The organism is Leifsonia xyli subsp. cynodontis DSM 46306 (genome assembly GCF_000470775.1).
In the GTDB taxonomy this organism is placed as follows: Bacteria; Actinomycetota; Actinomycetes; order Actinomycetales; family Microbacteriaceae; genus Leifsonia; species Leifsonia cynodontis.
The window spans coordinates 452,327-477,861 of record NC_022438.1 but is presented as its reverse complement, the minus strand read 5'-3'; the positions used below and the strand labels follow the sequence as shown (position 1 = coordinate 477,861).

The following is a 25,535-nucleotide window of genomic DNA, read 5'->3' as shown; positions in this document are numbered from 1 at the left end:
ACCTCTAAACCCGCACAGCCTTCCATTGGCGACGGAGTCCCTCGCTCAGCGACACCCGGGGAGTCCAGCCGATCGCGCTCCTGGCGAGGTCGTTCATGGCTCCGGTGCGGAGAACATCGCCCCGCACGGAGGTCTCGTACCGGACCTCGACCGGGCAGCCCGTGATGTCGCCGATGACATCGAGCACCTCGTTCACGGAGGCGCTCGAACCTCCTGACAGATTCATCACGCGGGGGAGGCGCCCCTCCGCGTCGATCGCCGCGAGCACAGCGGCCACGATGTCGCCGACATAGGTGAAGTCGCGGATCTGCTCGCCATCGCCATAGACGTGGACCGGTTCGCCCGTCGCCGCGGCCTTCAGGAAGCGCGTGAAAGCCATGTCCGGCCGCTGGCTCGGACCGTAGACGGTGAAGAAACGGAAGGCGACGGTGTCGAGTCCGTCATTGGCCCGGTAGAGGTGGACGAGGTGCTCCCCCGCGAGTTTCGTGACGCCGTAAGGGCTGTGAGGCGCCGGGATCGTGTCTTCCGTCGTCGGGTAGCTCTCGGCCTGTCCATAGACCGAGGACGAGGAGGCGTAGACGAGGCGCGCATCGGGGACGGCCTTCATCGCCTCGAGCAGTCGCTGCGTCGTGGAGATGTTCGCGTGCGCGTAAGCGCCGAACTGCTCGCCCCAGGACCCGCGGACGCCGGGCTGACCGGCAAGATGGACGATGGCGTCGACCCGAAGCGAGCGCAGAGCCTCGGCGTCCAGATCGGCGACATCCTGTTCGATGAACCGGAAGCGATCGTTCACCAGGCCGGCGAGGTTGGCCTGTTTGAGCGACGGATCGTAATACGGGGTCAGCGAGTCGATACCGACGACGACGTCGCCACGTTCCAGCAGCGCACGGACGAGGTTGGCTCCGATGAACCCGGCAGCGCCGGTGACGAGGACCCTAATCGGTCGGCCCTCCCGATGTGCGTTTCCGCAGGCTCTCTCTGACGGCGCGGATCGGCCGGGAGGCGCGCCGCGACAGAGTGCCAAGGGTCTCGGCGAGTCGCTGCTCGATACACGCCTTCTCTGCGATGGCCCGCGCCGTTTCCCTCTCGGCCGCCTGCCTGCGCCGATCTGCGACCTCGACCTCGCCGACGAGCTCGTCAGAACGGCTCTTCTGAAGGAGCACTTCGCGTTCCAGCCGGGCGACCTCAGCGAGAAGCGGACCGGTCCGCCGTCCGGTGAGGACGCTCTGCTCCACCCGTCGTCTCACATCGACCGGCCAGCGGTGCCAGGACGAACGGTTGTTGTTCTCCGCAATGGAGTGGACCCCTGCCGGGCCGAGGGAGAAGGCGACATTGGCGGAGAGCTGGTCGCGCCGCGAGTACCGCAAGACATGGTCGAACCAGATGCGCATCGTCTCCGCCACCGCGGCAGTGCTCCGGCGAGCGAGCATCCCGTTCCAGTACGGACGCTCATGGAGGACATCGGGATAAGCCTCCGCGTAGTGGAGGAGCTGCTCGTTGACACGGCCGGCGTCGTCGTAGTTGAGTCGCACGATCTCATCGAACTCGTCGATGACACGCTCGCGGAAGCTGTGCTCCGACACCGCGAAGTCCGCGTCGGCGAGCCATTCGTCCAGAATGACGTCCGGCGTCTCGTGGAGCTGGACAGAATTGTCGATGTAGAGCGTCTCGTCGTACTCGTCCAGGACACGATGACCGCGGATCTTGAAGTCCCGCTGGCTACGCACGAGGTCGAACGGGAAGGGAAGCTCCGCGAGCACGAAGGTCCAGGTGTCGCTGAGCAGATCGTCGCGGTCGGTCAGGCAGATGAACGGCACATCGGTCTCCCGTGCGATGGGCTGCTCGCTGATGTCCTCGTAGTCGCCCAGCAGAGCAGTGTAGACCGCTCGACGCGGAGTCATCGTTCCTCTTTCTTTCATTCGGCGCATCGTCTGCCTCCCCTTAAGAAAGGGTAAACAAATCCTTGCCAACTTTACCCGGAGCGGCTTGGGAGCAGGCCCCAGCCTCTCGGTCGATCGCCGTCTTCGACGGCCGATGCCTTCCGCGGCATACTGCTCGACCACCGTGCGCGGAAGATCAGCTCACCGGATCGTCCGAGCGTCTCGCGCAGCCCGGATCAAGGGAGACCGGCTCTTTTTCTTCCTCGTGAGCGACTCGCCGCCGCGAAGCGATCGCGCCGACGGCTCACGGCTGCGACGCTGAGGGCTTTCGTAGAACTGGAGTGGAAACGCCCGGAGTGGACGACGGGGGCGAGCCGGAGGCGCATCACCCTCGCTTGCGCGAATGCTCCAGGGATTTGGCCTTCACCGCGTCCTTATCGTCGAGGTCCACGAGGGTGGAGTCTCGATAGCTCCGCCACTTGACGATTTGGTAGACGGGGTTGCGGGCGAGCCAGTACAGCTTGCGCTTCCAGGAATAGTCTCCGTCGCGCAGTATCCGCAGGGAGTCGCCGAGGACCCCGCGCACCGTGAGACGGCGCTGTTCGCGCTTCGTCATCGCCGGGATGGGGAAGCCGATCTCCCGGAGGCCGACCGTCTCGTCGAAGATGCGCAACTCGTACTCGGCCAGGGTGAGGTCGTTCGAGTGCTCGACCGCCGCGCGCCCGGCGTACGCCTTCTTGTAGCCCGCTTCGATGACATCGCGTCCGAACAGCTGGTCCTCGGCGTAGCGCACATCGCGATAGGGCAGCACATCGACGAGGAAAGCGCGCCGCGCGGCGGAGTTCACATCCGAGTAGAAACTCATCGCTCCGAGCACGCCCTCGTCTTTCGCGAAGTCGTCCTTGTAGAACACGGTCGTGCCGAAATCGGGCCCGAACCCGGCGAACATCCCGCGGATCTCGTACTTGAGCAGCGGGAAGCATCCCGGTCGCGGCACCTGCTTGCCCATCACGGCCACGACCTTCTCGTCGAGAGAGAACGGCGCGAGCAGTTCCCTGAGCCAGGACTCCGACGCGGGGATCGCGTCGTGTGTCAGATAGGCGACGAACTCGCCCCGGGCGAGCTGCGCCGCGAGGTTGCGGGTGCGGCCGTGGCCGAACTCGCTGTTCGGGATCTGCTCGAGCACGACCTCGGGGAAGGAGCCGACAATGCCGATCGTCGCATCGGTCGAACCGGAATCGACCACCAGGACCTCGACCGTGCCAGGGAAGTCCTGCCGCCGGATCATCTCCAGTATCCGTCCCAGATACGTTTCGCCGTTGTAGGTGAGGATCGCGATCGTCACGTCCACTTTCGCCGCGTCAGTCACTCTGCCTCCGGATCTCTTCGTAGGTGCTTTCGACGCCCTCGCGCAACCCCGTCGCGGACATGAGCGCGCCGAACTCGTGGACATAGCGGGAGGTGTCCAGCACGACACGATCCACGAAGGTCGCGGGAGCCGGACGGACATCGATCGCGAAGTCCACCTCGGTGACGTCCCGGAGCACGTCCAGGATCTGTGCGACCGAGCAGCCGGTGCCGCTGCCCATGTTGTAGAGGCGGTGGGCTCCGACATCGCGGACCAGTGGCATGATCATGCGCACCAGGTCTTCGACATAGATGTAGTCGCGCACCATCCCGCCATCGCCCAGTTGAAGAACGGGTTCGCCGCGGGCGATCCGGCGGAGCGCGATCGGGATGAGGCCCTGCTTGCGATTGAGGTGCTGACGGGTTCCATAAGGGTTGGAGATGCGCAGGATCGTGTAGTCGAGCCCGTGCGTGCGGCGGAAGAACTCGAGGTAGTGCTCGATCGTGAGCTTGCCGATGCCATAAGGAGAGACCGGCAGCGCGCGATCGGCCTCGGAATACTCCGACTTGCCCTGGTCGCCGTAGATCGCCCCGCCGGTCGAGGCGTAGAAGACCCGCTCGACTCCCGCGGCCGCACAGCTCTCGAGCAGTTCGACCGTCTGAGCGACATTCGTCCGGATGTCGAACGTCGGGTCGCCGGCCGCTGTGGCCGGTGTCGTGGTGGAGAGGAAATGGAAGACATAGCGCTGGCCGGTGACGGCCTGCTCCAGATCGGCCCGATTGAGGAAGTCGCCCGTGATGAGGCGGACGCTGCCGGCGCCGAACGACGGCAGCGCCGAGAAGCGATCGAACGCCGTGACCGACAGCCCTTCGGCCACGAGCGCGTCGACGAGATGAGAGCCGAGGAACCCATTGGCTCCGATGACCGCGGCGCTATCCACGCATCGCCCTCTCGAAGGCGGCGACGAAAGCCCGACCCGAATCCTCCCAGGTGGTGTCGGCGACGGATTTGGACGCCAGCGCGGCATAGGCGGGCGCGTCGGGGCGATCCACGATCTCGGCCAGCTTCTGCGCGATGGCCATCGGTGAGGTGGGCACATAGACGATGTACTCGTTGCCGGAGACCATCCGGTTGTTGGCTCCGTCGTTCACGACCGGGATGACACCGCTCGACAGCAGTTCCAGCGGCAGCAGGGACATGTTGGAGAGGGAGAGCACGAGCCCGGCGGCACAGCGGTTGTAGACAGCGTTGAGCTCGCTGAGCTGGAGGCTGGAGAGGTTGTCGAACTCGAACGGGATCTCCCAGTTGGACACATCCCAGCCCGCCAGGTTGATCTTCACGTCCGGGCGCATTTTGGCGAACTCTGTGAGCACCATCAGGCCGAACTCGAACGCCCGGCGCGGGGTGACGGGGCGGGCGTAGAAGAAGATCTCATTGCGCCGGCCGGTGTTGTCGAAGGTGTACAGCGAGCGATCGACGGAGAAATCGAAGTGGTCCGCCTTCATCCCGTACTCGGTCCTCAGCTTGTCGGCGAGCCAGCCGCCCGCGGTGATCCCGTGGAAACCGAACCGATAGGTGTTCTGCGCCAGCAGGGCCTCCGAACCGAGCGGGTAGAAGAGCGGCTCGAAGTCTTGGACGAAGTAGAGCCGGCGAGCGCGGCTCTCGTCCAGGAACGCGGGGTACGCGGTCTCCCATCCGGTCGCGAAGATCGCCTCGGTTCCGTCAGCGACGCCGACCGACCGGTCCCAGATCCGGAGTTCGCCGTCGAGCCTCGGGTAGGCCTCCGACGACTCGAGCATGTCGCGGATGACCGGGAGGTCGATCACAGCGTCGCCCGCGTTGTAGAGGTAGACATCGCAGATGTGCCCTGCGAGCTCCGCGAAACGGATGAAACGGAAGAGATTCTGGTGCCCGCCGCTCTCCTTGCCGGGAGGGGACATGATCCAGGCGATCCGCACCGGCCGGTCCGACACGACGATCGGATCGGTGATCCGCGCCGGAAGCTCGGTCCAGTCCACAGCGGCCGCATCGGCGAGGTCGACCAGCAGACGAGGACGCTGGGGGCCGGTCACAGAGCCGATCTTGAACTTCAGATATCCGAAGGTCGCCCGCAGACCGTTGTTCTTGAGCATCGAGTAGGCCGTACGGGTCTTGCGTGCGATCACCCGGGGACCGCGCTCGACGGCCCGAGAGAATAGCCTGCTCACTGCTGTCACGTCGTCTTTCTCGTCTTCCTGGTCTTGCGCCGTTCGGCCATTGTCGGGTGCCGTCCGCAATCTTGCCACAGAAGGATGAGGAGCCTTGCATAAAGGGCGTCTGAGAGCGCCCCGCGAGGATGAAGTACACTCGACGAGTGCCCCGATCCGCCGAAGCGACGGCCGTCGTGACGGTCAGCTATAACTCGAGCGGTCAATTCGGCTCTTTCCTCGGCTCATTGCAGTCCGAGATCGACAACGGTCATCCGGTCGTGATCGCAGACAACGGCTCCGCCGACATCGACGAGACCCGGCGGGTGGCGTCCGCGCACGGCGCCCGGGTCCTCGCCCTGGCCGAGAACCACGGGTACGGCGGCGCGGTCAATCTGGCGGTGAGGACGCTGCCGGAATCGGTGGATGCCGTCCTGATCTGCAATCCGGACATCATCGTCAGCCCCCGCTCGATCGAGGTGCTGCGTGAGCGGCTCGACTCGGACGAGCGGATCGCGGCGGTGGGACCGCGCATCCTGAACGAGGACGGCACCGTCTATCCGTCGGCTCGCAGCATTCCCTCGCTGCGCACGGGGATCGGTCACGCGCTTTTCGTCCGCGTGTGGCCGACGAACCCGTGGACGCGCGCGTACCGCTCCGAGCGGAGGCTCGAGGCGCGCGATGTCGGCTGGCTCTCCGGCGCGTGCGTCCTCGTGCGGCGCCAGGCGTTCGAGCGGATCGGCGGCTTCGACGAGGCGTACTTCATGTACTTCGAGGATGTCGATCTCGGTTTCCGCTTCGCCCGGTCCGGGTATCGCAACCGCTACGAGCCCGCAGCCTCCGTGATCCATCACGGCGGGCTCTCCACGAGATCCGAGTCGAAGCGGATGCTCGTCGTCCACCACGACAGCGCCTATCGCTTCCTCGCAGGGAAGTACCCCGGTCCGCTCCTCGCGCCCGTCCGAGTGGCGCTAAGGGCGGCGCTGAGCGTGCGGGCCTGGCTCCTCACCCGCGGTCGCTGACCCGTTCAGCCGCCGAGGAGCCGGCGCAGGTACTGCCCGTAGCCGCTCTTGACCAGCGGCTGCGAGAGCTCGCTCAGCTGCGCGTCGCTGATCCATCCCGCCCGCCAGGCGATCTCCTCGATGCAGCCGACCTTGAAGCCCTGCCTGTCTTCGATGACGCGCACATACTCGGACGCCTGCATCATCGACTCGAAGGTGCCGGTGTCGAGCCATGCGGTGCCGCGGTCCAAGACCTGCACCTGCAAGCGCCCGGCCTCCAGGTAGCGCTCGTTGACGGTGGAGATCTCCAGCTCGCCGCGCGCGCTCGGCTCGATCGTCTTGGCGATCTCGACCACCGAGTTGTCGTAGAAGTACAGACCGGGGACCGCGTACTCGCTCTTCGGCTGCGCGGGTTTCTCCTCGATGGAGCGCGCCGTGAAGTCGTCGTCGAACTCCACGACACCGTATGCCGTCGGATCGCTGACCTGGTAGGCGAAGATGAGCGCGCCGTCGATGTCGGTGTGCTGGCGCAGAGCCGAGCCGAGCCCGGTACCGTGGAAGATGTTGTCGCCGAGGACCAGCGCAACCGACTCGTCGCCGATGAACTCCTCGCCGATGACGAAGGCCTGCGCGAGGCCGTCCGGCGAGGGCTGCACCGCGTACTCGATCCGGATGCCGAGCGCGGAGCCGTCGCCGAACAGGGCACGGAACTGGTCGTTGTACTCCGGCGTCGTGATGATGAGGATCTCGTTGATCCCGGCCATCATCAGCGTCGACAGCGGGTAATAGATCATCGGCTTGTCGTAGATCGGCATGAGCTGCTTCGAGATGCCCTTGGTGATGGGCCAGAGCCGCGTGCCGGAGCCGCCGGCGAGGATGATTCCGCGCATGGTGTGGAGTTTCCCTTACTTGTGGGCGAGCGAGGCGTAGAAGTCGCGTGCGGCGTCCCAGGTGGGCAGCAGGCCGGACGCCTGCGCCTCAGCGAGCCCGGGTGCGTCCGTGTCCTTCAGCGAGAGCAGCAGCTCATCCTCCGGGACCGGGAACGTGAGGGCGATGTCGCTGTCGAGCGGGTTGATCCCGTGCTCGCGCGTGGGAGTGTAGACATCGGTGACCAGATAGCTGACGGTGGCGTCGTCGGTCAGGGCGACGAAGCAGTGGCCGAGCCCTTCCGCGACGTAGAGCGCGCGGCGGTCCTTGTCGTCGAGAAGCACCGAGTCCCACTGGCCGAACGTCGGCGAGCCCACACGGATGTCGATGACGAAGTCGAGCACCGCTCCGCGCGGGGCCATCACGTACTTGGCCTGGCTCGGCGGGATGTCGGCGAAGTGGATGCCGCGCACCGACCCCCGCCGCGACACCGAGGTGTTGCCCTGTTTGAGATCGAGAGAGTGGCCGACGGCCTCCTCGAGACGGTCGAACCGGTAGAACTCGAAGAAGAGTCCGCGGTCGTCGGCGTGCTGGACGGGGGTGATCTCATACGCGTCGGGGATCGTCAGTTCTCGGATCTGCACCCCGGGAGTCTACCAATCAGGCCTGCACGCTAGACTCGTGCGCGGTTCACCCATAGAAAGCAGCCCATCCGCATGAAGATTCTCGTCACCGGTGGCGCCGGATTCATCGGCTCCAACTTCGTCCGCCGCACCCTCCAGGACGCCTATCCGGGCCTGGAAGGGGCCGAGGTGGTCGTTCTGGACGCGCTGACCTACTCCGGCAACCTCGCGAACCTCGAGCCGGTCTCCGACTCGCCCCGTTACACCTTCGTGAAGGGCGACATCCGCGACGGCGGACTGCTGGACGAGCTGTTCCCCTCGGTGGACGCCGTCGTCCACTTCGCCGCCGAATCGCACGTCGACCGCTCGGTCCGCGACGCGTCGATCTTCGTCGAGACCAATGTGCTCGGGACCCAGCAGCTCCTGGACGCCGCCCTCCGCAACGAAGTCAAACGCTTCGTCCATGTCTCCACCGACGAAGTGTACGGCTCGATCGCCGAGGGCTCGTGGGATGAGGAGCGCCCGCTGGAGCCGAACTCGCCGTACTCGGCGTCGAAGGCCGGCAGCGATCTGCTCGCCCGCAGCTACTTCCACACGCACGGGCTCAACCTCTCGATCACGCGCTGCTCGAACAACTACGGGCCGTACCACTTCCCCGAGAAGGTCATCCCGCTCTTCGTCACCAACCTCATCGACGACAAGCACGTCCCGCTCTACGGCGAAGGCAACAACATCCGCGACTGGCTGCACGTCGACGACCACACCCGCGGCATCGCGATGGTGCTGGTGAACGGCCGCGCCGGCGAGATCTACAACATCGGCGGCGGCACCGAGCTCACCAACAAGGAGCTCACCCAGCTGCTGCTCGACGCGACCGGCAAGGACTGGTCGTACGTCGACCGCGTCGCCGACCGCCTCGGCCACGACCTGCGCTACTCGGTGGACATCTCGAAGATCCGCAGCGAGCTCGGCTACGAGCCGCTGGTGCCGTTCGAACAGGGTCTCGCCGAGGTCGTGCAGTGGTACCGCGACAACCGCACCTGGTGGGAGCCGCTGAAGGCTCGCGCCGCGCTGGACAGCTGAGACCGGCCGACATGGCGCGCTATCTGATCGCCGGAGCCCGCGGCCAGCTCGGTCAGGACCTCCAGCGCGCGCTGGCCGGCCGGGATGTGACCGCCCTCGGCCGCGCCGATCTCGACGTCACGGACCGTGACCCTGTTCTGGCCGCCGTCGCGGGCCACGACGTGGTAATCAACGCCTCCGCCTACACGAAGGTGGATGACGCCGAGACCCACGAGGACGACGCCTACGCGATCAACGCGACCGGCACCGAGAACCTCGCCGTGGCCGCGGCGCAGCACGGCGCGACGTTCGTGACGGTCTCCACCGACTACGTCTTCGACGGGTCTGGCGCCGAGCCCTACGCCGAGGACACCCCGCGCGACCCGATCAACGCCTACGGCCGCACCAAAGCCGCCGGCGAAGAGCTCGCGCTGGCCGCGCATCCCGACGGCACCTACATCGTCCGCACCGCATGGCTGTACGGCGCGGGCGGCGCGAACTTCGCCAAGACGATGGTGAGACTCGCCGAGAGCCACGAAACGGTGAGCGTCGTGGCCGACCAGCTCGGCCAGCCGACCTGGACCGGCGACCTGGCCGAGCAGATCGTGGCGCTCCTCGACTCGGACGCGCCCCCCGGGGTGTACCACGGCACGAACTCCGGCCAGGCAAGCTGGTTCGCGTTCGCCAAGGCGGTCTTCAGCGCTGCCGGGCTGGACCCTGATAGGGTCCTTCCGACCGACAGCGCCACGTTCATCCGGCCGGCTCCCCGACCGTCCTACTCGGTGCTGGGTCACGAAGGCTGGAGGCGCGTCGGCCTCGAACCCATGCGGCCGTGGGAGGAAGCGCTGGCCGACGCAGCACAACACGGAGTCCTGGATCAGGAGCGGAATGACGACGACACTCAGGGTGGTGGTCGATGACCTGACCGGTGTGGCTCCCGGCGGCTCGCGCCGCTACACGGAGGAGCTCACCCGGCAGTTGATCGCGACCGCCCCTCCGGGCTGCGACGTCCAAGCCGTCGTCTCGAACATCTCCGACGACAAGCTCGACGAGGTGCGCCTGCTGCTCCCGGGGGTGGCCGACGTCATCCGGCTGCCGCTGGCCCACCGCGAGCTGGCTCTGGCCTGGCAGTCCGGCCTCCCCGTCGGCTCGCTCAGCGGGATGCTGCACGCGCCGGCCCTGCTGGCTCCGCTGCGCCAGCACGGCCAGACGGACGCCTCCGAACAGATCGCCGTGACGATCCACGACACGCTGGCCTGGTCGCACCCGGAGACGATCGGCACGGCCAGAGCGCTCTGGACCAAGTCGATGGCTAAGCGCGCCAGACGGTTCGCCGACGCCATCGTCGTCCCGACCCACGCGGTCGCGAGCCGGCTGGCGGACGAGCTGGACTTCGGCGACCGCATCCGGGTGATCGGCGGCGCGCCCACCACCACCGTGCGGCTCCCGGCCGACGCCGATGAACGCGCGGCACGACTGGAGCTCCCGGAGACGTACGCTCTGACGCTCGGCTCGATCATGCCGCGCAGGGGCGTTGCTGCACTGATCCGCGCGGTCGCACGGCCCGAAGTACACGGAATCCCCCTGCTCATCGTCGGACCCGACCGCTACGGCGAGCGCAGCGCGAGTGGCGTCGCGGCCGCAGCCGGCCTGCCGGAGGACCGCGTGCGCGCGCTCGGCCGCCTCTCCGACCCCGACCTCGCCGTCGTGCTCGACCGGGCGACCGTGTTCGTCTATCCGAGCCTCGCCGAGGGGTTCGGACTCCCCATCGTGGAAGCGTTCACGTTCGGCCTCCCGGTCATCCACTCCGACGACCCCGCTCTCGTCGAGGTCGCGGGCGGCGCGAGCCTGGTCGTGGAGCGCCCGGGCCGCTCCGAGGACGATGCCGCCTACACTGACCGCCTCGCCGAGGCCATCGGCCGCGTACACGGCGAACCGGACCTGCGCGCACGGTTGAGCGTGCTCGCCTCGGACCGCGCCAGGGCCTTCAGCTGGCGCGACTCGGCCGAACGCGTCTGGCAGCTGCACGCCGACCTCTGATCCCTGGGCGGGCGAGGACCGCCGGCGTCAGCGATCCGCCGAGGTCAGCGCGCGCTGGCGGGCATCGCGGGAGACCCCCTCGGCGAGGTCTTCGCTCGCCTCGCACCCGAACCAGGCGCGGTATCGCTCCGACGCCCAGACCCCCACAGCTTTCGACCACCGGTGGCTGCGGCTCTCGACCAGCCAGGTGAATTCCACAGCGACCAGCGCCGCCACGGGAAGGGCGAACAGCAGCGGCACGTACCAGACCTGCCCGGGGAACAGGTAGACGCTGAAGATCACGATCGGCACATGAACCAGATAGAGGCTGAAGGAGATGCGGCCTGCGAACTGCGAGGGCCGCGATTCCAGCAGCGCCGCCAGCGGACGCCAGCCGAGCGCCGCGACCACCAGGCCGGCCGCCGCGAGCGGCGCCAGCCCCCTGAGCACGCTGCCGAGTTCTGGACGGTCCGCGACGCCCGGACCGAACAGCCACGGAGCGATGAGGAGCAGGAGGCTCGCCACGGTGAACAGCGCCCACAGCGGCTGCCGGAACCAGCGGGCGTTGATACGGTCGGCGACGGTCCGCACGGCGTCCAGGCGGACGGCGAGCACCGCGCCGACGAAGAACGCCGGCAGATACTCAAGGGCCCCCGAGCCCGTTCGCGCGCCAAGCCAGCTGAGCGCGCAGGCGGCGGCGAGGCCGCCGACCCACCGGGTGCGCGCCGGGATCGCCGTCACCGCGAACACGGGGAGCGCCAGAGAGAAGATCAGCTCCCAGCGCAGAGACCACAGCGGGTTGTTGATCTGCCCATCGCCGCCGAGCAGATCCCACGCCTTGACGAGGTACTCCCACGAGAAGCCCGGCGTGGACGACGCGGTGAGCCAGGTGCCGTCGGGCTGCGTGGAGCGCTGCGGAATGGCCACGACCCACACCGCCGCCAGCGCCGCGGACGCGAACACAGGGACCATGAGGCGCACGACCCGACGCGGGAAGTAGGCCACCCAGTCGAACCCGCGACGCCGCAGAGCCGGGAGCGTGACGACGAGCCCGGAGAGCACGAAAAAGACGATCACCGACTCCGCGCCGGCGGTGGCCAGCTTGAGAGGCGTGGTAGCTGATCCACCACATCGCAGAACCGGCCGGCGCATGCCCGCCGCCCGGCGAGCCGGGAAAGCCGGGGTTCGTGTAGAGGGCGTGGTGCAACAGGACGACGACCGCCGCCAGGCCGCGCAGGCCGTCGAGCGCCACCAGCCGGCCAGCGTCCTTCGTCACCGGGTGCTGTGCCACTCCTCCACCTGTACCCGCTCCCTGCGGGCGGCGGAACCGGCGAAGCCTGGGCAGTCCCTGTCATCTGGTCAGGGGTCGTCTGAGCGTCGCGCTCACATCGAGGAGGGCTTCGGGGTGGCCGGCGCCACAGCCTGCTGCACCAGGCGGCGGATCTGCGTGTAGTCCGGATTCTCCGGATCGATGGTCGGCGGCACCAGTTCCAGCTGGTCCACTTTCTGCGCTTTGGTCTTCATGCCGAGGTCCACGAAGTACCCGAGCATCGACTGCGGGATGTCGGTCTTCATCACCTGCTTTCCGGCCTTCGCGATGTCCTGGAACTTGGCGACGATGTTCGCCGGAGTGAACTGCTTCAGAATCGCGTCCTGCAACTGACGCTGACGCACCATCCGGTCGTAGTCGCTGGTGCCGTGCCTCGCGCGGGCGTACCACTGCGCGTGATAGCCGTCGAGATGCCCCTCGCCCGGCTCTATCCACTCGACCACGCCGTTCAGGTTCTCGTCGCCGCCGATCGGCACGCGCTCGCTCACGGTGACATCCACACCGCCGAGGACGTCGATGAGATCGGCGAAGCCCTGCATGTCGATGAGCACGAAGTACTGGATGGTGAGCCCGGTCGCGCCTTCGAGCGCGTCGCGCATGGCCTCGATCCCCGGCTCGCTGCCGTTCTTCTTGGCCGTCGGATACAGCTCGGGCTTGTAGAGCTCCACCTCGGTGTAGATGGAGTTGAGCTGGCACACATCGACGTCGCAGCGCCCTTTGTCGCCATAGCCGTCCGGATACAGCTCGTGCAGGGGCGAGCTGGAGACGAAGGGCACCGGGTCGAGATCGCGGGGCAGGCCGATGGTGACCGCTTTGCCGGTCGTGGCGTCGATGCTCACGATGGACATGCTGTCCGGACGCAGGCCCTCGCGGTCGGGACCGGCGTCGCCACCGAGCAGCATGATGTTGTAACGGCCTTTGACGGGCGGCTCTGAGGGGCCGGCGGTGAAGATTCCGGCGAGCGCGCCGCGAGCGGACGCGGCGACGACGGAGCCGTAGGCGGCAGTCCCGGTGAGGCCCACCAGGACGACGACCGAGAAGGCGGCGATCCAGCCCCGGGCCTTCGAGCGCGCCTTCACCAGGCGCACGAGCCGCAGGGTGTCGAGCGTCAGCACCACCCACAGCAGTGGGTACACGATCAGCACGATCTGCGCGAACGTCAGGCTGCCGGACTGCGTCGCCAGCGTGTACACGGTGGACGGCGAGATCAGCAGGATCAGTAGTGCGGCGAGTGCGAGAAGCCAGAGCGCCGCCGTCGCGATCAGACCCACCCGGCCGAGGCGCCGATCGCCCGCGACGAGCTGCGCCGCCCCGGGCAGCAGGATATTGAGGGCGACCAGCCACCAGCCGCGCTTGGTCATCACCCCGGCCGAGGCCGTGTCCGGGTTGCGCAGCGGAGTGGTGGCGAGGCTCATAGCTTCGTTTGCAGCGCGCGGTTCTTCTCCTCGACGCTCGCCTCCAGTTCGGCGGCGAAGCGCTCGAGCGCGCTCGCGAGCCCGGAATCGGCCGTGGCGAGGATCTTCACAGCCAGGAGACCAGCGTTGCGCGCACCGCCGATGGAGACGGTCGCGACCGGCACGCCCGCCGGCATCTGCACGATCGAGAGCAGCGAGTCGAGCCCGTCGAGACGGGCCAGCGGCACGGGCACGCCCACCACAGGCAGGGTGGTGACGGCGGCGAGCATTCCGGGCAGGTGGGCGGCTCCCCCGGCTCCGGCGATGATCACACGGACACCGCGGGAGGCCGCGACTTTGCCGAAGCCGATCATCTTCTCCGGCGTGCGGTGGGCGGAGACGACCTCCACCTCGTGTGCGACACCGAACTCGGCGAGCAGCCGTGAGGCTTCCTGCATCACCGGCCAGTCCGAGTCGGAACCCATCACGACGGACACCAAGGGCGGGGGCGGAACGGACATGGACCCATGCTAGGGGGCGGTCGCCATGACCCCGGGGAGGGCACGCGGGCGCGGTGAGCCCCGGGATTTTACCCCTCGAAGAAGGCAGCCGCCGACCGTGCGCGGTACGCGATGTCGTCCAGATCGTCGCCGCAGACCGTCACATGGCCGACCTTCCGACCGGGCCGTGGCGCCTTGCCGTAACCGTGGAATTTGGCTTCGGGGTGCGCCGCGAGCGCGGCAGGGTAGCGGTCCTGCACAGTTCCCTCCGACGGCCCGCCCAGGATGTTGACCATCACCGACCAGTCCTCGCGAGCCGTCGCCGCGCCCAGCGGCAGATCGAGCACGGCGCGCAGATGCTGCTCGAACTGATTGGTCACGGCGCCCTCGATCGACCAGTGGCCGCTGTTGTGCGGGCGCATCGCGAGTTCGTTGACCAGCACCCGGCCGTCGGTCGTCTCGAACAGTTCGACGGCGAGGACACCGGTCACGCCCAGACCGTCTGCGATGCGGTGAGCGATGTCCGACGCCACCTGCGCGAGACGGCCGGCCGAGCCGGGGGCCGGGGCGATCACCTCGGCGCACACGCCGTCGCGCTGCACGGTCTCGACGACGGGCCAGGCGACGACCTCGCCGGAGGGTCGCCGAGCGACCAGCTGGGCCAGCTCGCGGCGGAAGGAGACGAGCTCCTCGACCAGCAGAGCGCCGCCGCGACCGTTCTCGCCGAGCGCGAGGAACCAGTCATCCGCCCCGCTCGCGTCCGAGACCAGACGGACGCCTTTGCCGTCGTAGCCTCCGCGGGCCGTCTTGACGACCGCGCGGCCACCGTGGTCGTCGAGGAACGCGGCGAGCTCGCCGGAGGTCTCCACGGCCGCCCAGTCCGGAACGGGGAGGCCGAGATCGCCGAGCTTCGCGCGCATCTGAATCTTGTCCTGCGCATAGAGCAGCGCGTCCGGACCCGGGTGGACCGGGATGCCGCGGGCGACCAGCTCGCGGAGGATGCTCTGCGGAACGTGCTCGTGGTCGAAGGTCACGACATCCACCGTCTCCGCGAAGGCGAGGACGGCGCCGAGGTCGCGGTAGTCGCCGACGCCGCTGGCGGCCAATCGGGCGCTCATGCCTTCGGCCTCTTGCAGCACACGGATGTCCACGCCCAGCTCCACCGCCGGGGGGATCATCATCCGCGCCAGCTGTCCGCCGCCGATCACACCGACTCTGTTCCTGGCCATCGCCTGGGGCCCTCCTCTGATACTCCTCATGCTGCCCGCGGGCAACTCACAGACATGAACGCCACGGCTCGCGTACTCTGGCGAACGCACTCCCTATCATCCCGCATCCCCGGTTGGAGCATGACGATCGAGAAGACCATCCCGGCGCGCACGGCCCGGCTCCTGCCTCAGCTGATCAAGTTCGGCGCTGTGGGCGCTGTGGGCTTGGTCGTGAACCTCGTCGTGTTCAATGCGATGCTGCTGATCGTTTTCCGCGGCGTCCCGCACGCCACTGTCTTCTCGACGGTCATCGCGACGACCGTGGCGATCTTCGCCAACTGGGTCGGGAACCGGTTCTGGGCTTTCTCCGGGCAACGGCAGGGGAACACCCTGCGCGAAGGCACCGAGTTCTTCGCGGTCAGCCTCGCGGGCATGGGCATCCCCCTGTTCTGCATCGGGGTGTCGCACTACCTGCTCGGCCTGACCTCGCCGATCGCCGACAACATCTCGGCCAACGGGATCGGCCTGGCGCTCGGGATGCTGTTCCGCTTCGCCCTCTACCGCTGGTGGGTCTTCTCCCCCGCGCGCGGCCAGCGGCCTCCGGCCGCGGCGCTGGAACCGGTCGCGGCGGCGATGCTAGCGCGAACCCTAGACCGTGGTCTCGTCGGGGACTGACTCGGACTCCTGGCGGCGCGTCCCGACGATGGTCTGCGCACGCTCCATGAGCTCGCTGAGCGCGCGCTGAACCTCATCGGCCCGGGGCACATCCTTGAGGACGACGGGATGGTCCAGGCCCGAGTTGATCAGGACATCTCCTGAGCGGAACACGCTCTGCAGCCAGGTGCGCTTGAGGCTCACATCGTAGCTGCGGGAGTGCAGCAGCTCCTGACGGACGCGGACGAAGAAACCGTGCCGGAGGATGAGCCGGCGCGTTGTGATCGTGTAGCGGCGGCTCAGCCAGGCCGCGAGCGGCAGCAGGAAGAAGAGGAACAGCACAGCGGCCGCAGCCGACCAGAGCAGCGCCTCCTCCCACACCTCGGTCAGACGCCCGACGAGGAAACCGACGGCGCCACTCGCGGCGATGAGCGCGAGGGACGGCCAGAGAAGCGCCCGTGCGTTCGGGCGCAGCCGAGCCACGACCCGCTCGGAAGGCGGGCCGACGGCTCCGTCCGGCGTGCTGCTCATGATTTCCATTAATACCGCAGGTGCGTCACGTCGCCGGCCGCCACCGCGGTGCGGCCCGCATCCGACTCCACGATCAGCCGTCCGGTGTCGTCGAGAGCGACGGCGACGCCCGTCAGGCTGCCGCCACCGGGGAGTTCGACACGCACCGCCCGGCCGATGGTGTGACACGCTGCGGCGACCTCGTCGCGCAGCGCGCTGCGAACCGGATCGCCGCCCGCCGTGAGGAAGTCGCGGTAGAGCACGACCAGCTCGATGAGGTAGGCGGCGAGCACGGCGTCGGTGTCGGGATCGGTCGCGCCGGCCAGCCGCAGCGACGTCGCGGTCGGCGCCGGCAGCTCGTCCCCGGCCACGGTCAGGTTGACGCCGGCTCCGACCACGACGCCGCGCATCCCGGGCAGCAGCTCGGTCAGGATGCCGCTGACTTTCGCGCCGTCGATCAGCACATCGTTCGGCCACTTGACCTCGACCTCCCGCGGCACGAAACCGGCCAGCGCACGGCGCATGGCGAGACCGGCGAGCAGCGGGAACCAGCCGAAAGCGTCCGGCTTCAGGCCGTCGGGCTTCAGCAGCACGGAGATGGCGAGCGTCTTCCCGGGCGGCGCCACCCAAACCCGCCCCAGCCGGCCCCGCCCACCGGTCTGATTGCCGGTGACGACGACGGCGAGGTCGGGAAGATCGTCGGAGCGGGCCTGCACCACGTCGTTCGTGGAGCCGGCCTCCTCGAGAACCTCGAGCACAGGGACGATAGCGCGACTGCGGCGAAAGGTCTCCATAGGCTCAGTCTGCCAGCGCGAGGCCCGGTATTTGTAGGGTTTCCTCAACGGCATCGCCCATCCGCTGGCCGGTAGAGTGAACGGCGTGACCGACACCGAAGCACGTCAACCCACCGGAATCACACCGGTCCTCGACCTGGCCACCACAGCGGGAAAGCTCGCCGACCTCAAAGAGCGCTTCCACGAGGCCGTCACCGCGAGCGGCCGGGCGGCGATCGAGAAGCAGCACGCCAAAGGCAAGCTCACCGCGCGCGAGCGCATCGACCTGCTGCTCGACCAGGGATCGTTCGTGGAGTTCGACGAGTTCGTGCGCCACCGCACGTACGCTTTCGGCATGGACGGGAAGCGCCCCTACGGTGACGCGGTCGTCACCGGCGTCGGCACCATCCACGGCCGGGGCGTCGCTGTCTTCAGCCAGGACTTCACGATCTTCGGCGGCTCGCTCGGCGAGGTCGCGGGCGAGAAGATCATCAAAGTGATGGACCATGCGCTCAAGACGGGTGTGCCGATGATCGGCATCCTGGACTCCGGCGGCGCGCGCATCCAGGAGGGCGTGGTCGCGCTCGGCAAGTACGGCGAGATCTTCCGGCGCAACACGGCGGCGAGCGGCGTCATCCCGCAGATTTCCATCGTCATGGGCCCCGCGGCCGGCGGCGCGGTGTACTCCCCCGCGCTGACCGATTTCGTCATCATGGTCGACAAATCCAGCCATATGTTCGTCACCGGCCCCGACGTCATCAAGACGGTGACCGGCGAGGATGTCGGGTTCGAGGAGCTCGGCGGCGCCCTCACCCACAACAAGGTCTCCGGCGTCTCCCACTACCTCGCGAGCGACGAGGAGGACGCCCTCGACTACGCGCGCAACCTGCTCAGCTACCTGCCGCAGAACAACCTGGCGGAGCTGCCGGCGTTCGAGGCGGAGCCGGAGCTGGAGACGACCGACGCCGACCGCAAGCTCAACACGATCATCCCGGACTCCCCCAACCAGCCCTACGATGTCACGACGATCATCGCGGGCATCGTGGACGAAGGAGAGTTCCTCGAAGTCCAGCCGTTCTTCGCGCCGAACATCGTCATCGGCTTCGCCCGGGTCGAGGGCCGCTCGGTCGGCATCGTCGCCAACCAGCCGAGCGCGATGGCAGGCACCCTCAATATCGACGCCGGGGAGAAGGCATCGAGATTCGTCCGGTTCTGCGACGCGTTCAGCATCCCGATCCTCACCCTGGTCGATGTGCCCGGCTACCTGCCCGGCACCGACCAGGAGTGGACCGGCGTCATCCGCCGTGGCGCGAAGCTGCTGTACGCGTACGCGGAGGCGACCGTGCCACTGGTCACGATCATCACCCGCAAGGCCTACGGCGGCGCTTACATCGTGATGGGCTCCAAGCAGCTCGGCGCCGACATCAACCTGGCCTGGCCGACGGCGGAGATCGCGGTCATGGGCGGCCAGGGCGCGGTCAACATCCTCTACCGCGGCGAGCTGAAACGAGCGGAGGACGCTGGGGAGGATGTCGCCGCGGTGCGGGCGAAGCTCGCAACCGAGTACACGTACAACGTCGCGAGTCCGTTCCTCGCCGCCGAGCGCGGCGAACTGGACGGCGTGATCGAGCCGGCCGCCACCCGCGTCTCCGTCATCAAGGCGCTCCGGGCGCTGCGCACCAAGCGGGCGAGTCTCCCGCCGAAGAAGCACGGGAACATCCCCCTGTGAGCGAGGCCCTCGACCCCTCGCAGCTGCGGTTCGTCACGCGCGGCGTGACAGCGGAGGAGATCGCTGCGGTCACGGCCGTGCTCACCGTCGCGGCGGCCGAGCAGGACGCCGCAGCACGCGGATCCCGGCCCGCTGCCGGGGCGGACGGCTGGCAGCGCAGTCAGCGTCCACTGCGCACGTTGCTGATTCCGGGGCCGGGTCAGTGGCGGTCGTTCTCGGGCGGATGACCGGATTTGTCCCCCGGTTTCCATGTCCCCCAATAACGGGACACCCGAAATTCTCGACACGTATCCCCTAGGCACAGTCCAGTTTTGTCCCCCACTGTCCCCCCAAAATGACGACTATGTATTTTGCAAGCAGACCGTGATCATGATTACCGCTAGGTGTCTCTCCTCATGAGTCACACCACCAATCACTCGCCGACTAGGGTAAGCAGGTGAGTGCTTTGGGGGCGAGCCAGGGCGATATTCGGGTTATCGCCCTGGCTCGGGGCTTAAAAAGGGGTCGGCAATTCGGGTGCCGGCCCCTTTCCCCGTTAAGAGCTGGTTTCAGCGACTGGTGCGCTGTCTTGGGGAGCGCACATGCTGCCCCTCCCCGGAGCAGGATGGCGAGCGTGGCGGTCAGCGCGCTTCCCCGGCGACGGCGACCGCTCATGGGTCCCGGCCGTCGGGCGGGCTCGGTATAGGCGTCGGAGTGCCGAGAGGGTTGAGCGGGTCGAAGTCGCGGTACCCGTGAGGCCCCGCGAACTGATTGAGCGTAGGATCGGTGGAGCACTCGGTGTTGAGATCGAGGGTGAAGATGTAATCGGACGCTCTGACCATGAGCCAGGCACCGTTCGGAAGCGTGGTGGCGATTCCGGTGTAGTGGTTGCCGCCGGGGTTGGTCATGGTGGGGGTGACGACCTCGATCGGATAACCCAGAGAATTCCAATGATCGGCGATGATGTTCGCGAAATCAGCAGCACCACCCACAGGATCGTGATCGATAATGAGGCCGAATTGTTGGCGTTTGTCATTGTTGTCCGTGGTGCTGCAACCGAGGTCAGTAAATTCGGAGGTGTCGGGGTCCCAGGGTTCCGCGTCGGGGAGGGGGCCGTATCGCCATCCGTCGGGGAGGGCGGTGGCGGTGAGGGCGTCGGCGGTGAAGTCCAGGAGTTGCTGGCGCAGTTCCGCTCCGGTCTTCTGCGGGGGTGGTGGGGTGAGCATGCTGCATCCTCCCAAGAGCAGAATGGCGGACAAGGCGAGGGCACGGTGCGCCGGGCGGTGGAGTCGAGTGTTCATAGACGGGGGCTCTTGGGTTGGGCGTCCTGGATCATTTCCGCGTCCTCATTGTGCTTGGCCGCATCAGCCGTGGTCGAGGAGAGAGCCCCGCTCACCTCGTCGAGGTTCCCGGTGCTGATCGCGGCGATGTTCTTCAACGACTGTGTTCTGGGGTCGAAATAGCCGTGGCCGGCGGAGGGGACCGTGTTGAACACCCGACCGAGCGGTACCGGACGGGCCTCCCCGAGCGGGTTGTGCCCATCGACGCGTAGGAGCGCCCCGCCGTCCCCGTCCGAGGAGAACCGGGTGGAGCCGCCGATGGCCGGGCTGGTCGGGTGGGCGACCTCCGGATTCGGCACGGCCCGACCGGCCAACTCCGCACCGAACGGAGCCAACTGGTCCGCGGTGGCGCTGGTAGTGAAAACACGATCAGCGTGGACCCCGGCAAGAGAAGGCACCAGGGCGGTGTCGATCCCGGCGGAGCCGACCATCACGAACGAGGACACCCGGCTGTCGGTGCGGGTGAGGGCGTAAGAGGCGAGAGTGGTGCCATAGGAGTGCACGACGACCCCCAGCAGGGTCGGACCGGCCGACCCTGCCGCCTGAGCCGCGGTGTTCCCGTCGATCTCCGCCGCGAACCGGGAAGCACCCGCCGTCGCCGCCTCACTTCCGGTGACCGTGGCCGGGTCCGGAGTGTCGTAGCCGAGCCACGCGGATCACCCCCGGCACCATCCCGGGGAGCCTGCTCTGCACGGCGTAGAGGTTCCGTGCGGCGGTGCTCCACGCGTTTGTGCCGTCGGCGGCGTCCGTTCCCATCCCCGGCACACACCAGGTCGTGTTCGTCACCGCGTCCAGATTCCCATAACCGACCGCCAGCAACGGGACCGACGCGAACAGATTCAACGCCACCAATTGCACCGGCATGCCTTTGATCGGCGAGCGGAGGACTCCCGCCAGGGCGTCCAGTGCCCTCCGCTGGTCGTCGTTGAGACTCTCGCGGTGCTGCTGCCAGTACACGTACTGTTTCAGGTTGGCCGCGTTCCGCACCGCATACGGCAGGCCGGGAAGGTTGCCGATGACGATCGGCGCCTGGACGACGAACGCGTCCCGCTGCCCCTGATCGAGGCCGGCCCACCAGGCGGCGGTCGAGGCCGGTGCGGGGGGCGCGTTCCAGAACAGCTGCGCCAGCCCCGCATCAGCGGCCAGCAGGCGTCTCAACTCGGCAGGCGTCGTCTCCTTCAGCAGGGCCAGCAACTCGACCGCGGAGAGCGGGGAGGCCCCGCTCTCCGGCACCCCGAAGAACGCCCACACCGTCGAGCCCAGCGCGACACCGCTGCCCGCGGTCTCGAACGCACCGGCCGCCCCTTCCAGCCAGGAGCCATCGGCCTGGTTCTGCTCGATCCAACGCTGGAACCCGGCGACGACCCCGGAACCGTCGATTCGGCCCCACCGGCATCCGGCGGCGACATCCTCCAGCGCTCGGCGAACGCGGGAGAGAGCGCCCGCCAGTTCCAGATCCAGAGACCCGGCCTGAGCGCGGTACAGCCGGAGGTCCTCGGAGCGGGCGGATGCCGTCCCGCTCCCCGCACCGGCCTGCCCTCCGCCGACGGCCGGGAGGCTCCGCCGCCCCACCAGCACGGTGCCCGCCGAGAGCGAGGGCGGAACGGCCCCCGGTCCCGGCTCCGGCTCCTCCGGCCACAGAACCCCACCCGCCGCGACCGCGGCCGCCTGCTCCCGCCGCCGACGCTGCGCCCGCCACTCCCGCCACCCGCCGCCGCCGCAACTCCTCGGTCTGCGCGGCTTCCTGCAACCGATCCGCGAGAACCGCCAGGGCGTCCAACCCGTCTGCGAGCTGCGCGGCCTCCCGATCGGCCAGCTCACGGCTGCGGGCGAACTCCCGGGCGAAGAGCCCGCGGAACTCCGCGGTGGCCGTCCGCGCGAACCCCCTCCGCGCCGATTGGCCCGCCCTCACCCGCTCGGCCCCGACACGTGCCGTCTGCACCAGAGCGTCCACCGCGCGATGATCGAACACCAGCGGCTCCGCGTCACTCCCGCCCACGAGACCCCTTCCGCTCCCTCCGGATTCGAGGAGACAGTCAATGAATCATACATATGAAATTGCAAATTGCCAGCCGCGATCGCACCCAGAGCAGCCCGGGAACGCCCGGACCCGGCGGCTGAGCCCAGCGCTCAGGACAGCGCGCGCAGCGACGCCTCAGGCCGAGGGGAGCGGACGCGGGATTTCGAGCCAGAGGTCCACTTCGTCGTCGTCCGACTCCACGCCCAGAGCGTTCGCGGCTCCATCGCCCGACATGCGAAGCCCCACGACGGTCACCGCCGTCTCGGACGAGCGCGGGACGGTGCGCACGATGAGCTTGTCCGTCGTCGTGCCCCGGATGGCCTCCGCGAGACGCCACAAGACCGTGTCGAGGCCGGCCGGGCCGAGGTCGTCGATGCCGCCCTCGTCGAGCAGGGTGACGACGACACCGCGACGCCGGGCATCCATCACCTCACGGCGGACCTCCTCATTGAGGAGACGCCGCCCGCGGATCTCATCGCGGATGGCGCCTTCCAGATAGCGGCACTCCCGGCGCTCCGTCTCGGTCAGGTCGCCGCCGCGACGGACGATCTCGGCGAGCATGGGAGCGGCCACCCGGTAGGTCTGCCGCAGCCGCAGCCGCCTTTCCATGACATGCGCCTCCTGAGCCGCCTGCCACTCGGTGGCCTCGCGCTCGGCCCGCCCGAATCGCAGCGCGTCCCGGCCGGCCTTCGCTAGCGACCCGGAGATGACGACGGCGACGCCGACCCACACCACGGAGCCGATGACGCCGAGGCCGGCGAGCGCGCCGGCGCCCGCCCAGACCACGGTCTGGACAGCGAGGAAGGCGACGCCGAGCCAGGCCACGAGCCGCTGCCGGCGGACAGCGCAGATGGTCATCAGCGTCCCGATGGCGGCGACGTACCAGGTGGCGTATCCGTTGTCCTTCGCGGGGTCGAGCTGGCTGGTGACCAGCACGGCGACCACCACTGAGACAGCGAGATCGAAGGCGGCCAGCCAGAGCGGCATCCCGATCGGGCTGGTCGGCCACAGGCTGATCGCGGTGGCGACCGCGTAGAGCGCTATCGCGACGACGGCAGGGCCCGGGTCATCGGGAATGGAGAGGGACGAGAGCCCGAGGAAGAGATGATAGGCCGAGAACATCGCGCCGAGCGCGAGGAACAGCACTCTGTTGAGGGTGATCACCGGGCGGTCTCCTGCTCCCGGTCCGGCGACGATGCGGGCTCAGTGCTCGGCCAGACGATCGTGACGCTCGTCCCACGGCCCGGCGCCGACCGGATCGTCGCCCGGCCGCCGACCTTGGTGAGACGATCCTGGATGCTGACGCGCAGCCCCAGACGCTCGACCGGCACCTCCGCGCTGACGAAGCCGCGTCCGGAGTCTTCGACGATGACCTGGACCGTCGCCCCGTCCACGCCGCCGACGATGGTGAGGCGCCGGCGCACTTCCGGGCCGCCGGCGTGCTGCTTGCTGTTGATCATCGCCTGCACCGCAGCCGAATAGACCGCCTCGGCCACCGTGACGGGCAGAGTGCGCCGGGCGATCTCCCGGGCTTCCACCACGAAGTGCGAGGTGCAGGACTCCGCTGCTGCCAGCAGGCGCTCGTGCAGACTGTCGAGACCGACGGGAGGCTGGTCCTCCGGTCCGGAGGCTTCGGCCGCGTGCAGGTGCCCGATGGCGTCGGCGGCCATCCGCGCCGCCAGTTCCTTCGCCTCCGGCGTGCGCGCGCTGGCCGCCGCGAGCAGGGTCGTCAGGACGCTGTCGTGGACGATCGCGTCCACCTGGACCCGCTCGACCTCGGTCGCGTGCTGGCGGACGGCGGTGCTGTACTTGGTGAGCGCCTGGCCCTGGGCGGCGTCCACCGCCGTCGACGCCCCGCGCATCATGGTGACGATCGCGAGGATCACACCGCCCAGGATGATCGCGTACACCGCATCGATCCCCGCCAGCTCGGCGCTGGCGCCGCCGCCGGCCGGCAGCGCGCGGACGAAACCGTAAGCGACCGGCGCGACGAACGTGTACACGATCGCCAGCCAGAGCGGCCACGCCACTGCGGCGAAGGCCGTGAACACGGAGCAGAGGAACCACACCCACGGCTTGTCTCTCGCGAACGGCGCCGGGTCGCTCACCAGCAGCGGCCACGTCGCGATCACCACGAGGTACACGATGGCCAGAACGCCCATCGCCGTCTTCACGAAGCGCTGGACGATCGCGAGCAGAACGGTCAGGGCGAGGCCGCCGAAGACGACGGTCAGGACGACGGACCCCCACGGCTCCCGCAGGTCGGCCAGCTGGCCGAGCACGGTCGGGACGGTCTGCAAGCCGAACACGAGCCCGAAAGCCGGCACAGTCCGGTCGGCGATCCGCTCGATACGAGCCCGGCTCAGCGGTTTGCGAAGCTTGACGCCCTCCGGCGGCGCCCCGGAGACGGGGCCCGGAGGGCTAAACCCGCTCATTGCGCGGATCGGAGTCGAGCCCGGGCAAGATGCCGTCCTCGACGGCACGACGCAGCAGGTCCACCTTCGTCGGAGCCGGGCGGCCGACCTCCACATACTTCACGCGGATGCGGTCCAGATACTCGCGTGCCGTCGAATTGGCGATCCCGAGCTGCGCGGCGACCGCCTTCAGCGGCAGGCCGGAGGCGTAGAGGTGCAGAACGTCCCGCTCACGGCGGCTGAGCTGCGCCTTGGCGAAGTCGCTGTCCGCGTCGATGGCGGTCGCCCACTCGAGGTTGTTGAGCACATCCCCGCGCGCAACGGTGACGATCGCGTTCATCACGGTCGTCGTCGGAGAGGACTTCGGGATGACGCCGGCTGCGCCCGCAGCGAGCGCCTCCCGCACACTGGCCACACGGTCCGCGATGCTGTGGACGAGCACAGCGGCGCCCGTCGCCTGCACCCGTTTGACGTTGTCCGTCACCCGCGAGCCGTCGCCGAGGGAGAGGTCGAGCACGACCACATCGCACTCCTGCGCCCCCAGCTGCGACACGAATCCGTCCACTGTCGCAGCGGCGACCACGACGTCGTAACCCGCGTCCTGACAGGCTGCCCTCAGCCCGAGACGCACCGACTCGTGATCGTCGACGATTGACACCCGCACCATGCTCTCCATCGTAGCGGTGGGAATGCATACA

The 25,535-nt window shown here is 68.3% G+C and carries 25 protein-coding genes and 1 pseudogene; 7 read left to right on the top strand and 19 right to left on the bottom strand.

Going from position 1 to position 25,535, the window contains the following annotated elements; all coding sequences use genetic code 11:
- Window positions 1–4 precede the first annotated feature (4 nt).
- From O159_RS02265 to O159_RS02245, 5 genes are all read right to left on the bottom strand, one after another.
- Window positions 5–1,024: an NAD-dependent epimerase/dehydratase family protein gene (locus O159_RS02265; protein WP_021754147.1), complete on the bottom strand. Its 1,020-nt coding sequence runs from the start codon at window positions 1,022–1,024 to the stop codon at window positions 5–7.
- Entirely contained in the window at window positions 936–1,901 is a 966-nt protein-coding gene (locus tag O159_RS02260) for a glycosyltransferase domain-containing protein (protein ID WP_021754146.1), read from the bottom strand. The genes O159_RS02265 and O159_RS02260 overlap by 89 nt, the downstream gene beginning before the upstream one ends.
- A gap of 364 nt (window positions 1,902–2,265) precedes the next feature.
- Window positions 2,266–3,249: a glycosyltransferase family A protein gene (locus O159_RS02255; protein WP_021754145.1), complete on the bottom strand. Its 984-nt coding sequence runs from the start codon at window positions 3,247–3,249 to the stop codon at window positions 2,266–2,268.
- On the bottom strand, window positions 3,242–4,168 hold the full coding sequence (locus tag O159_RS02250; protein ID WP_021754144.1) for an NAD-dependent epimerase/dehydratase family protein: 927 nt from the start codon (window positions 4,166–4,168) through the stop codon (window positions 3,242–3,244). The genes O159_RS02255 and O159_RS02250 overlap by 8 nt, the downstream gene beginning before the upstream one ends.
- Window positions 4,161–5,444, bottom strand: a complete 1,284-nt coding sequence (locus O159_RS02245; RefSeq protein ID WP_236609521.1) for a rhamnosyltransferase WsaF family glycosyltransferase — start codon at window positions 5,442–5,444, stop codon at window positions 4,161–4,163. The genes O159_RS02250 and O159_RS02245 overlap by 8 nt, the downstream gene beginning before the upstream one ends.
- A 137-nt stretch (window positions 5,445–5,581) precedes the next feature.
- On the opposite strand from O159_RS02245, the gene O159_RS02240 reads away from it, so the two are divergent.
- Window positions 5,582–6,436 (top strand): glycosyltransferase family 2 protein, encoded by an 855-nt coding sequence (locus tag O159_RS02240; protein ID WP_021754142.1) that lies wholly within the window; start codon window positions 5,582–5,584, stop codon window positions 6,434–6,436.
- Window positions 6,437–6,441: 5 nt separating this feature from the next.
- Here the strand turns inward: O159_RS02240 and rfbA are convergent, their stop codons facing one another.
- Both rfbA and O159_RS02230 read right to left on the bottom strand, forming a co-directional pair.
- Complete coding sequence (gene rfbA, locus O159_RS02235) at window positions 6,442–7,305, bottom strand: glucose-1-phosphate thymidylyltransferase RfbA (protein ID WP_021754141.1); 864 nt, start codon at window positions 7,303–7,305, stop codon at window positions 6,442–6,444.
- Between the two features lie 15 nt (window positions 7,306–7,320).
- Window positions 7,321–7,926: a dTDP-4-dehydrorhamnose 3,5-epimerase family protein gene (locus tag O159_RS02230; protein WP_021754140.1), complete on the bottom strand. Its 606-nt coding sequence runs from the start codon at window positions 7,924–7,926 to the stop codon at window positions 7,321–7,323.
- Between the two features lie 72 nt (window positions 7,927–7,998).
- Between O159_RS02230 and rfbB the strand changes: the two genes are divergently transcribed.
- Genes rfbB through O159_RS02215 form a run of 3 tightly spaced genes read left to right on the top strand, consistent with a single transcriptional unit; the run spans window position 7,999 to window position 11,007 of the window.
- Entirely contained in the window at window positions 7,999–8,988 is a 990-nt protein-coding gene (rfbB, locus tag O159_RS02225) for a dTDP-glucose 4,6-dehydratase (RefSeq protein WP_021754139.1), read from the top strand.
- An 11-nt stretch (window positions 8,989–8,999) separates the two neighbouring features.
- Window positions 9,000–9,887, top strand: coding sequence for a dTDP-4-dehydrorhamnose reductase (gene rfbD / locus O159_RS02220; protein WP_043993918.1), 888 nt, complete (start codon window positions 9,000–9,002; stop codon window positions 9,885–9,887).
- Window positions 9,856–11,007 carry a glycosyltransferase family 4 protein gene (locus O159_RS02215; RefSeq protein WP_043993450.1) on the top strand — a complete coding sequence of 384 codons (1,152 nt, stop codon included), beginning with the start codon at window positions 9,856–9,858 and terminating at the stop codon, window positions 11,005–11,007. The genes rfbD and O159_RS02215 overlap by 32 nt, the downstream gene beginning before the upstream one ends.
- Window positions 11,008–11,034: 27 nt before the next feature.
- Here O159_RS02215 and O159_RS02210 read toward each other — a convergent pair whose 3' ends face one another.
- The 4 genes from O159_RS02210 to O159_RS02195 all read right to left on the bottom strand — a co-directional run bounded on the left by O159_RS02210 (window position 11,035) and on the right by O159_RS02195 (window position 15,439).
- The gene (locus tag O159_RS02210; RefSeq protein WP_021754136.1) at window positions 11,035–12,063 is read right to left on the bottom strand and encodes an acyltransferase family protein; all 1,029 of its coding nucleotides are present in this window, start codon (window positions 12,061–12,063) and stop codon (window positions 11,035–11,037) included.
- A 306-nt stretch (window positions 12,064–12,369) separates the two neighbouring features.
- Window positions 12,370–13,731: an LCP family protein gene (locus tag O159_RS02205; RefSeq protein ID WP_021754135.1), complete on the bottom strand. Its 1,362-nt coding sequence runs from the start codon at window positions 13,729–13,731 to the stop codon at window positions 12,370–12,372.
- A complete protein-coding gene (gene purE / locus O159_RS02200) occupies window positions 13,728–14,231 on the bottom strand; it encodes a 5-(carboxyamino)imidazole ribonucleotide mutase (RefSeq protein ID WP_043993449.1) in 504 nt (167 codons plus the stop codon). The genes O159_RS02205 and purE overlap by 4 nt, the downstream gene beginning before the upstream one ends.
- A gap of 68 nt (window positions 14,232–14,299) precedes the next feature.
- Window positions 14,300–15,439, bottom strand: coding sequence for a 5-(carboxyamino)imidazole ribonucleotide synthase (locus tag O159_RS02195; protein ID WP_043993448.1), 1,140 nt, complete (start codon window positions 15,437–15,439; stop codon window positions 14,300–14,302).
- A gap of 120 nt (window positions 15,440–15,559) precedes the next feature.
- Here O159_RS02195 and O159_RS02190 point away from each other — a divergent pair, with 120 nt between their 5' ends.
- Window positions 15,560–16,093, top strand: a complete 534-nt coding sequence (locus O159_RS02190; protein WP_021754132.1) for a GtrA family protein — start codon at window positions 15,560–15,562, stop codon at window positions 16,091–16,093.
- Here the strand turns inward: O159_RS02190 and O159_RS02185 are convergent.
- Together O159_RS02185 and O159_RS02180 are read right to left on the bottom strand one after the other, a co-directional pair.
- The gene (locus tag O159_RS02185) at window positions 16,067–16,603 is read right to left on the bottom strand and encodes a PH domain-containing protein (RefSeq protein WP_236609520.1); all 537 of its coding nucleotides are present in this window, start codon (window positions 16,601–16,603) and stop codon (window positions 16,067–16,069) included. The two genes, O159_RS02190 and O159_RS02185, sit on opposite strands and share 27 nt — an antisense overlap.
- An 8-nt stretch (window positions 16,604–16,611) precedes the next feature.
- Complete coding sequence (locus O159_RS02180; protein WP_043993447.1) at window positions 16,612–17,376, bottom strand: biotin--[acetyl-CoA-carboxylase] ligase; 765 nt, start codon at window positions 17,374–17,376, stop codon at window positions 16,612–16,614.
- Between the two features lie 76 nt (window positions 17,377–17,452).
- Here O159_RS02180 and O159_RS02175 point away from each other — a divergent pair, with 76 nt between their 5' ends.
- Together O159_RS02175 and O159_RS02170 are read left to right on the top strand one after the other, a co-directional pair.
- Window positions 17,453–19,084 (top strand): acyl-CoA carboxylase subunit beta, encoded by a 1,632-nt coding sequence (locus O159_RS02175; RefSeq protein ID WP_021754129.1) that lies wholly within the window; start codon window positions 17,453–17,455, stop codon window positions 19,082–19,084.
- Window positions 19,081–19,311 (top strand): acyl-CoA carboxylase subunit epsilon, encoded by a 231-nt coding sequence (locus tag O159_RS02170; protein ID WP_021754128.1) that lies wholly within the window; start codon window positions 19,081–19,083, stop codon window positions 19,309–19,311. Before O159_RS02175 ends, O159_RS02170 begins: the two co-directional genes overlap by 4 nt.
- 423 nt (window positions 19,312–19,734) lie before the next feature.
- Here the strand turns inward: O159_RS02170 and O159_RS02165 are convergent, their stop codons facing one another.
- From O159_RS02165 to O159_RS02135, 6 genes and pseudogenes are all read right to left on the bottom strand, one after another.
- Entirely contained in the window at window positions 19,735–20,289 is a 555-nt protein-coding gene (locus O159_RS02165) for a hypothetical protein (RefSeq protein WP_021754127.1), read from the bottom strand.
- A 71-nt stretch (window positions 20,290–20,360) separates the two neighbouring features.
- Window positions 20,361–20,996: pseudogene (locus O159_RS02160) on the bottom strand (alpha/beta hydrolase); the annotation flags it as partial.
- A gap of 10 nt (window positions 20,997–21,006) precedes the next feature.
- A complete protein-coding gene (locus O159_RS02155; protein ID WP_144267516.1) occupies window positions 21,007–22,224 on the bottom strand; it encodes a hypothetical protein in 1,218 nt (405 codons plus the stop codon).
- 334 nt (window positions 22,225–22,558) lie between these two features.
- Window positions 22,559–23,587, bottom strand: a complete 1,029-nt coding sequence (locus tag O159_RS02145; RefSeq protein ID WP_021754123.1) for a hypothetical protein — start codon at window positions 23,585–23,587, stop codon at window positions 22,559–22,561.
- Window positions 23,584–24,858 carry an ATP-binding protein gene (locus tag O159_RS02140; RefSeq protein ID WP_021754122.1) on the bottom strand — a complete coding sequence of 425 codons (1,275 nt, stop codon included), beginning with the start codon at window positions 24,856–24,858 and terminating at the stop codon, window positions 23,584–23,586. Before O159_RS02140 ends, O159_RS02145 begins: the two co-directional genes overlap by 4 nt.
- Entirely contained in the window at window positions 24,845–25,504 is a 660-nt protein-coding gene (locus O159_RS02135) for a response regulator transcription factor (RefSeq protein ID WP_021754121.1), read from the bottom strand. Before O159_RS02135 ends, O159_RS02140 begins: the two co-directional genes overlap by 14 nt.
- Window positions 25,505–25,535: the final 31 nt, after the last annotated feature.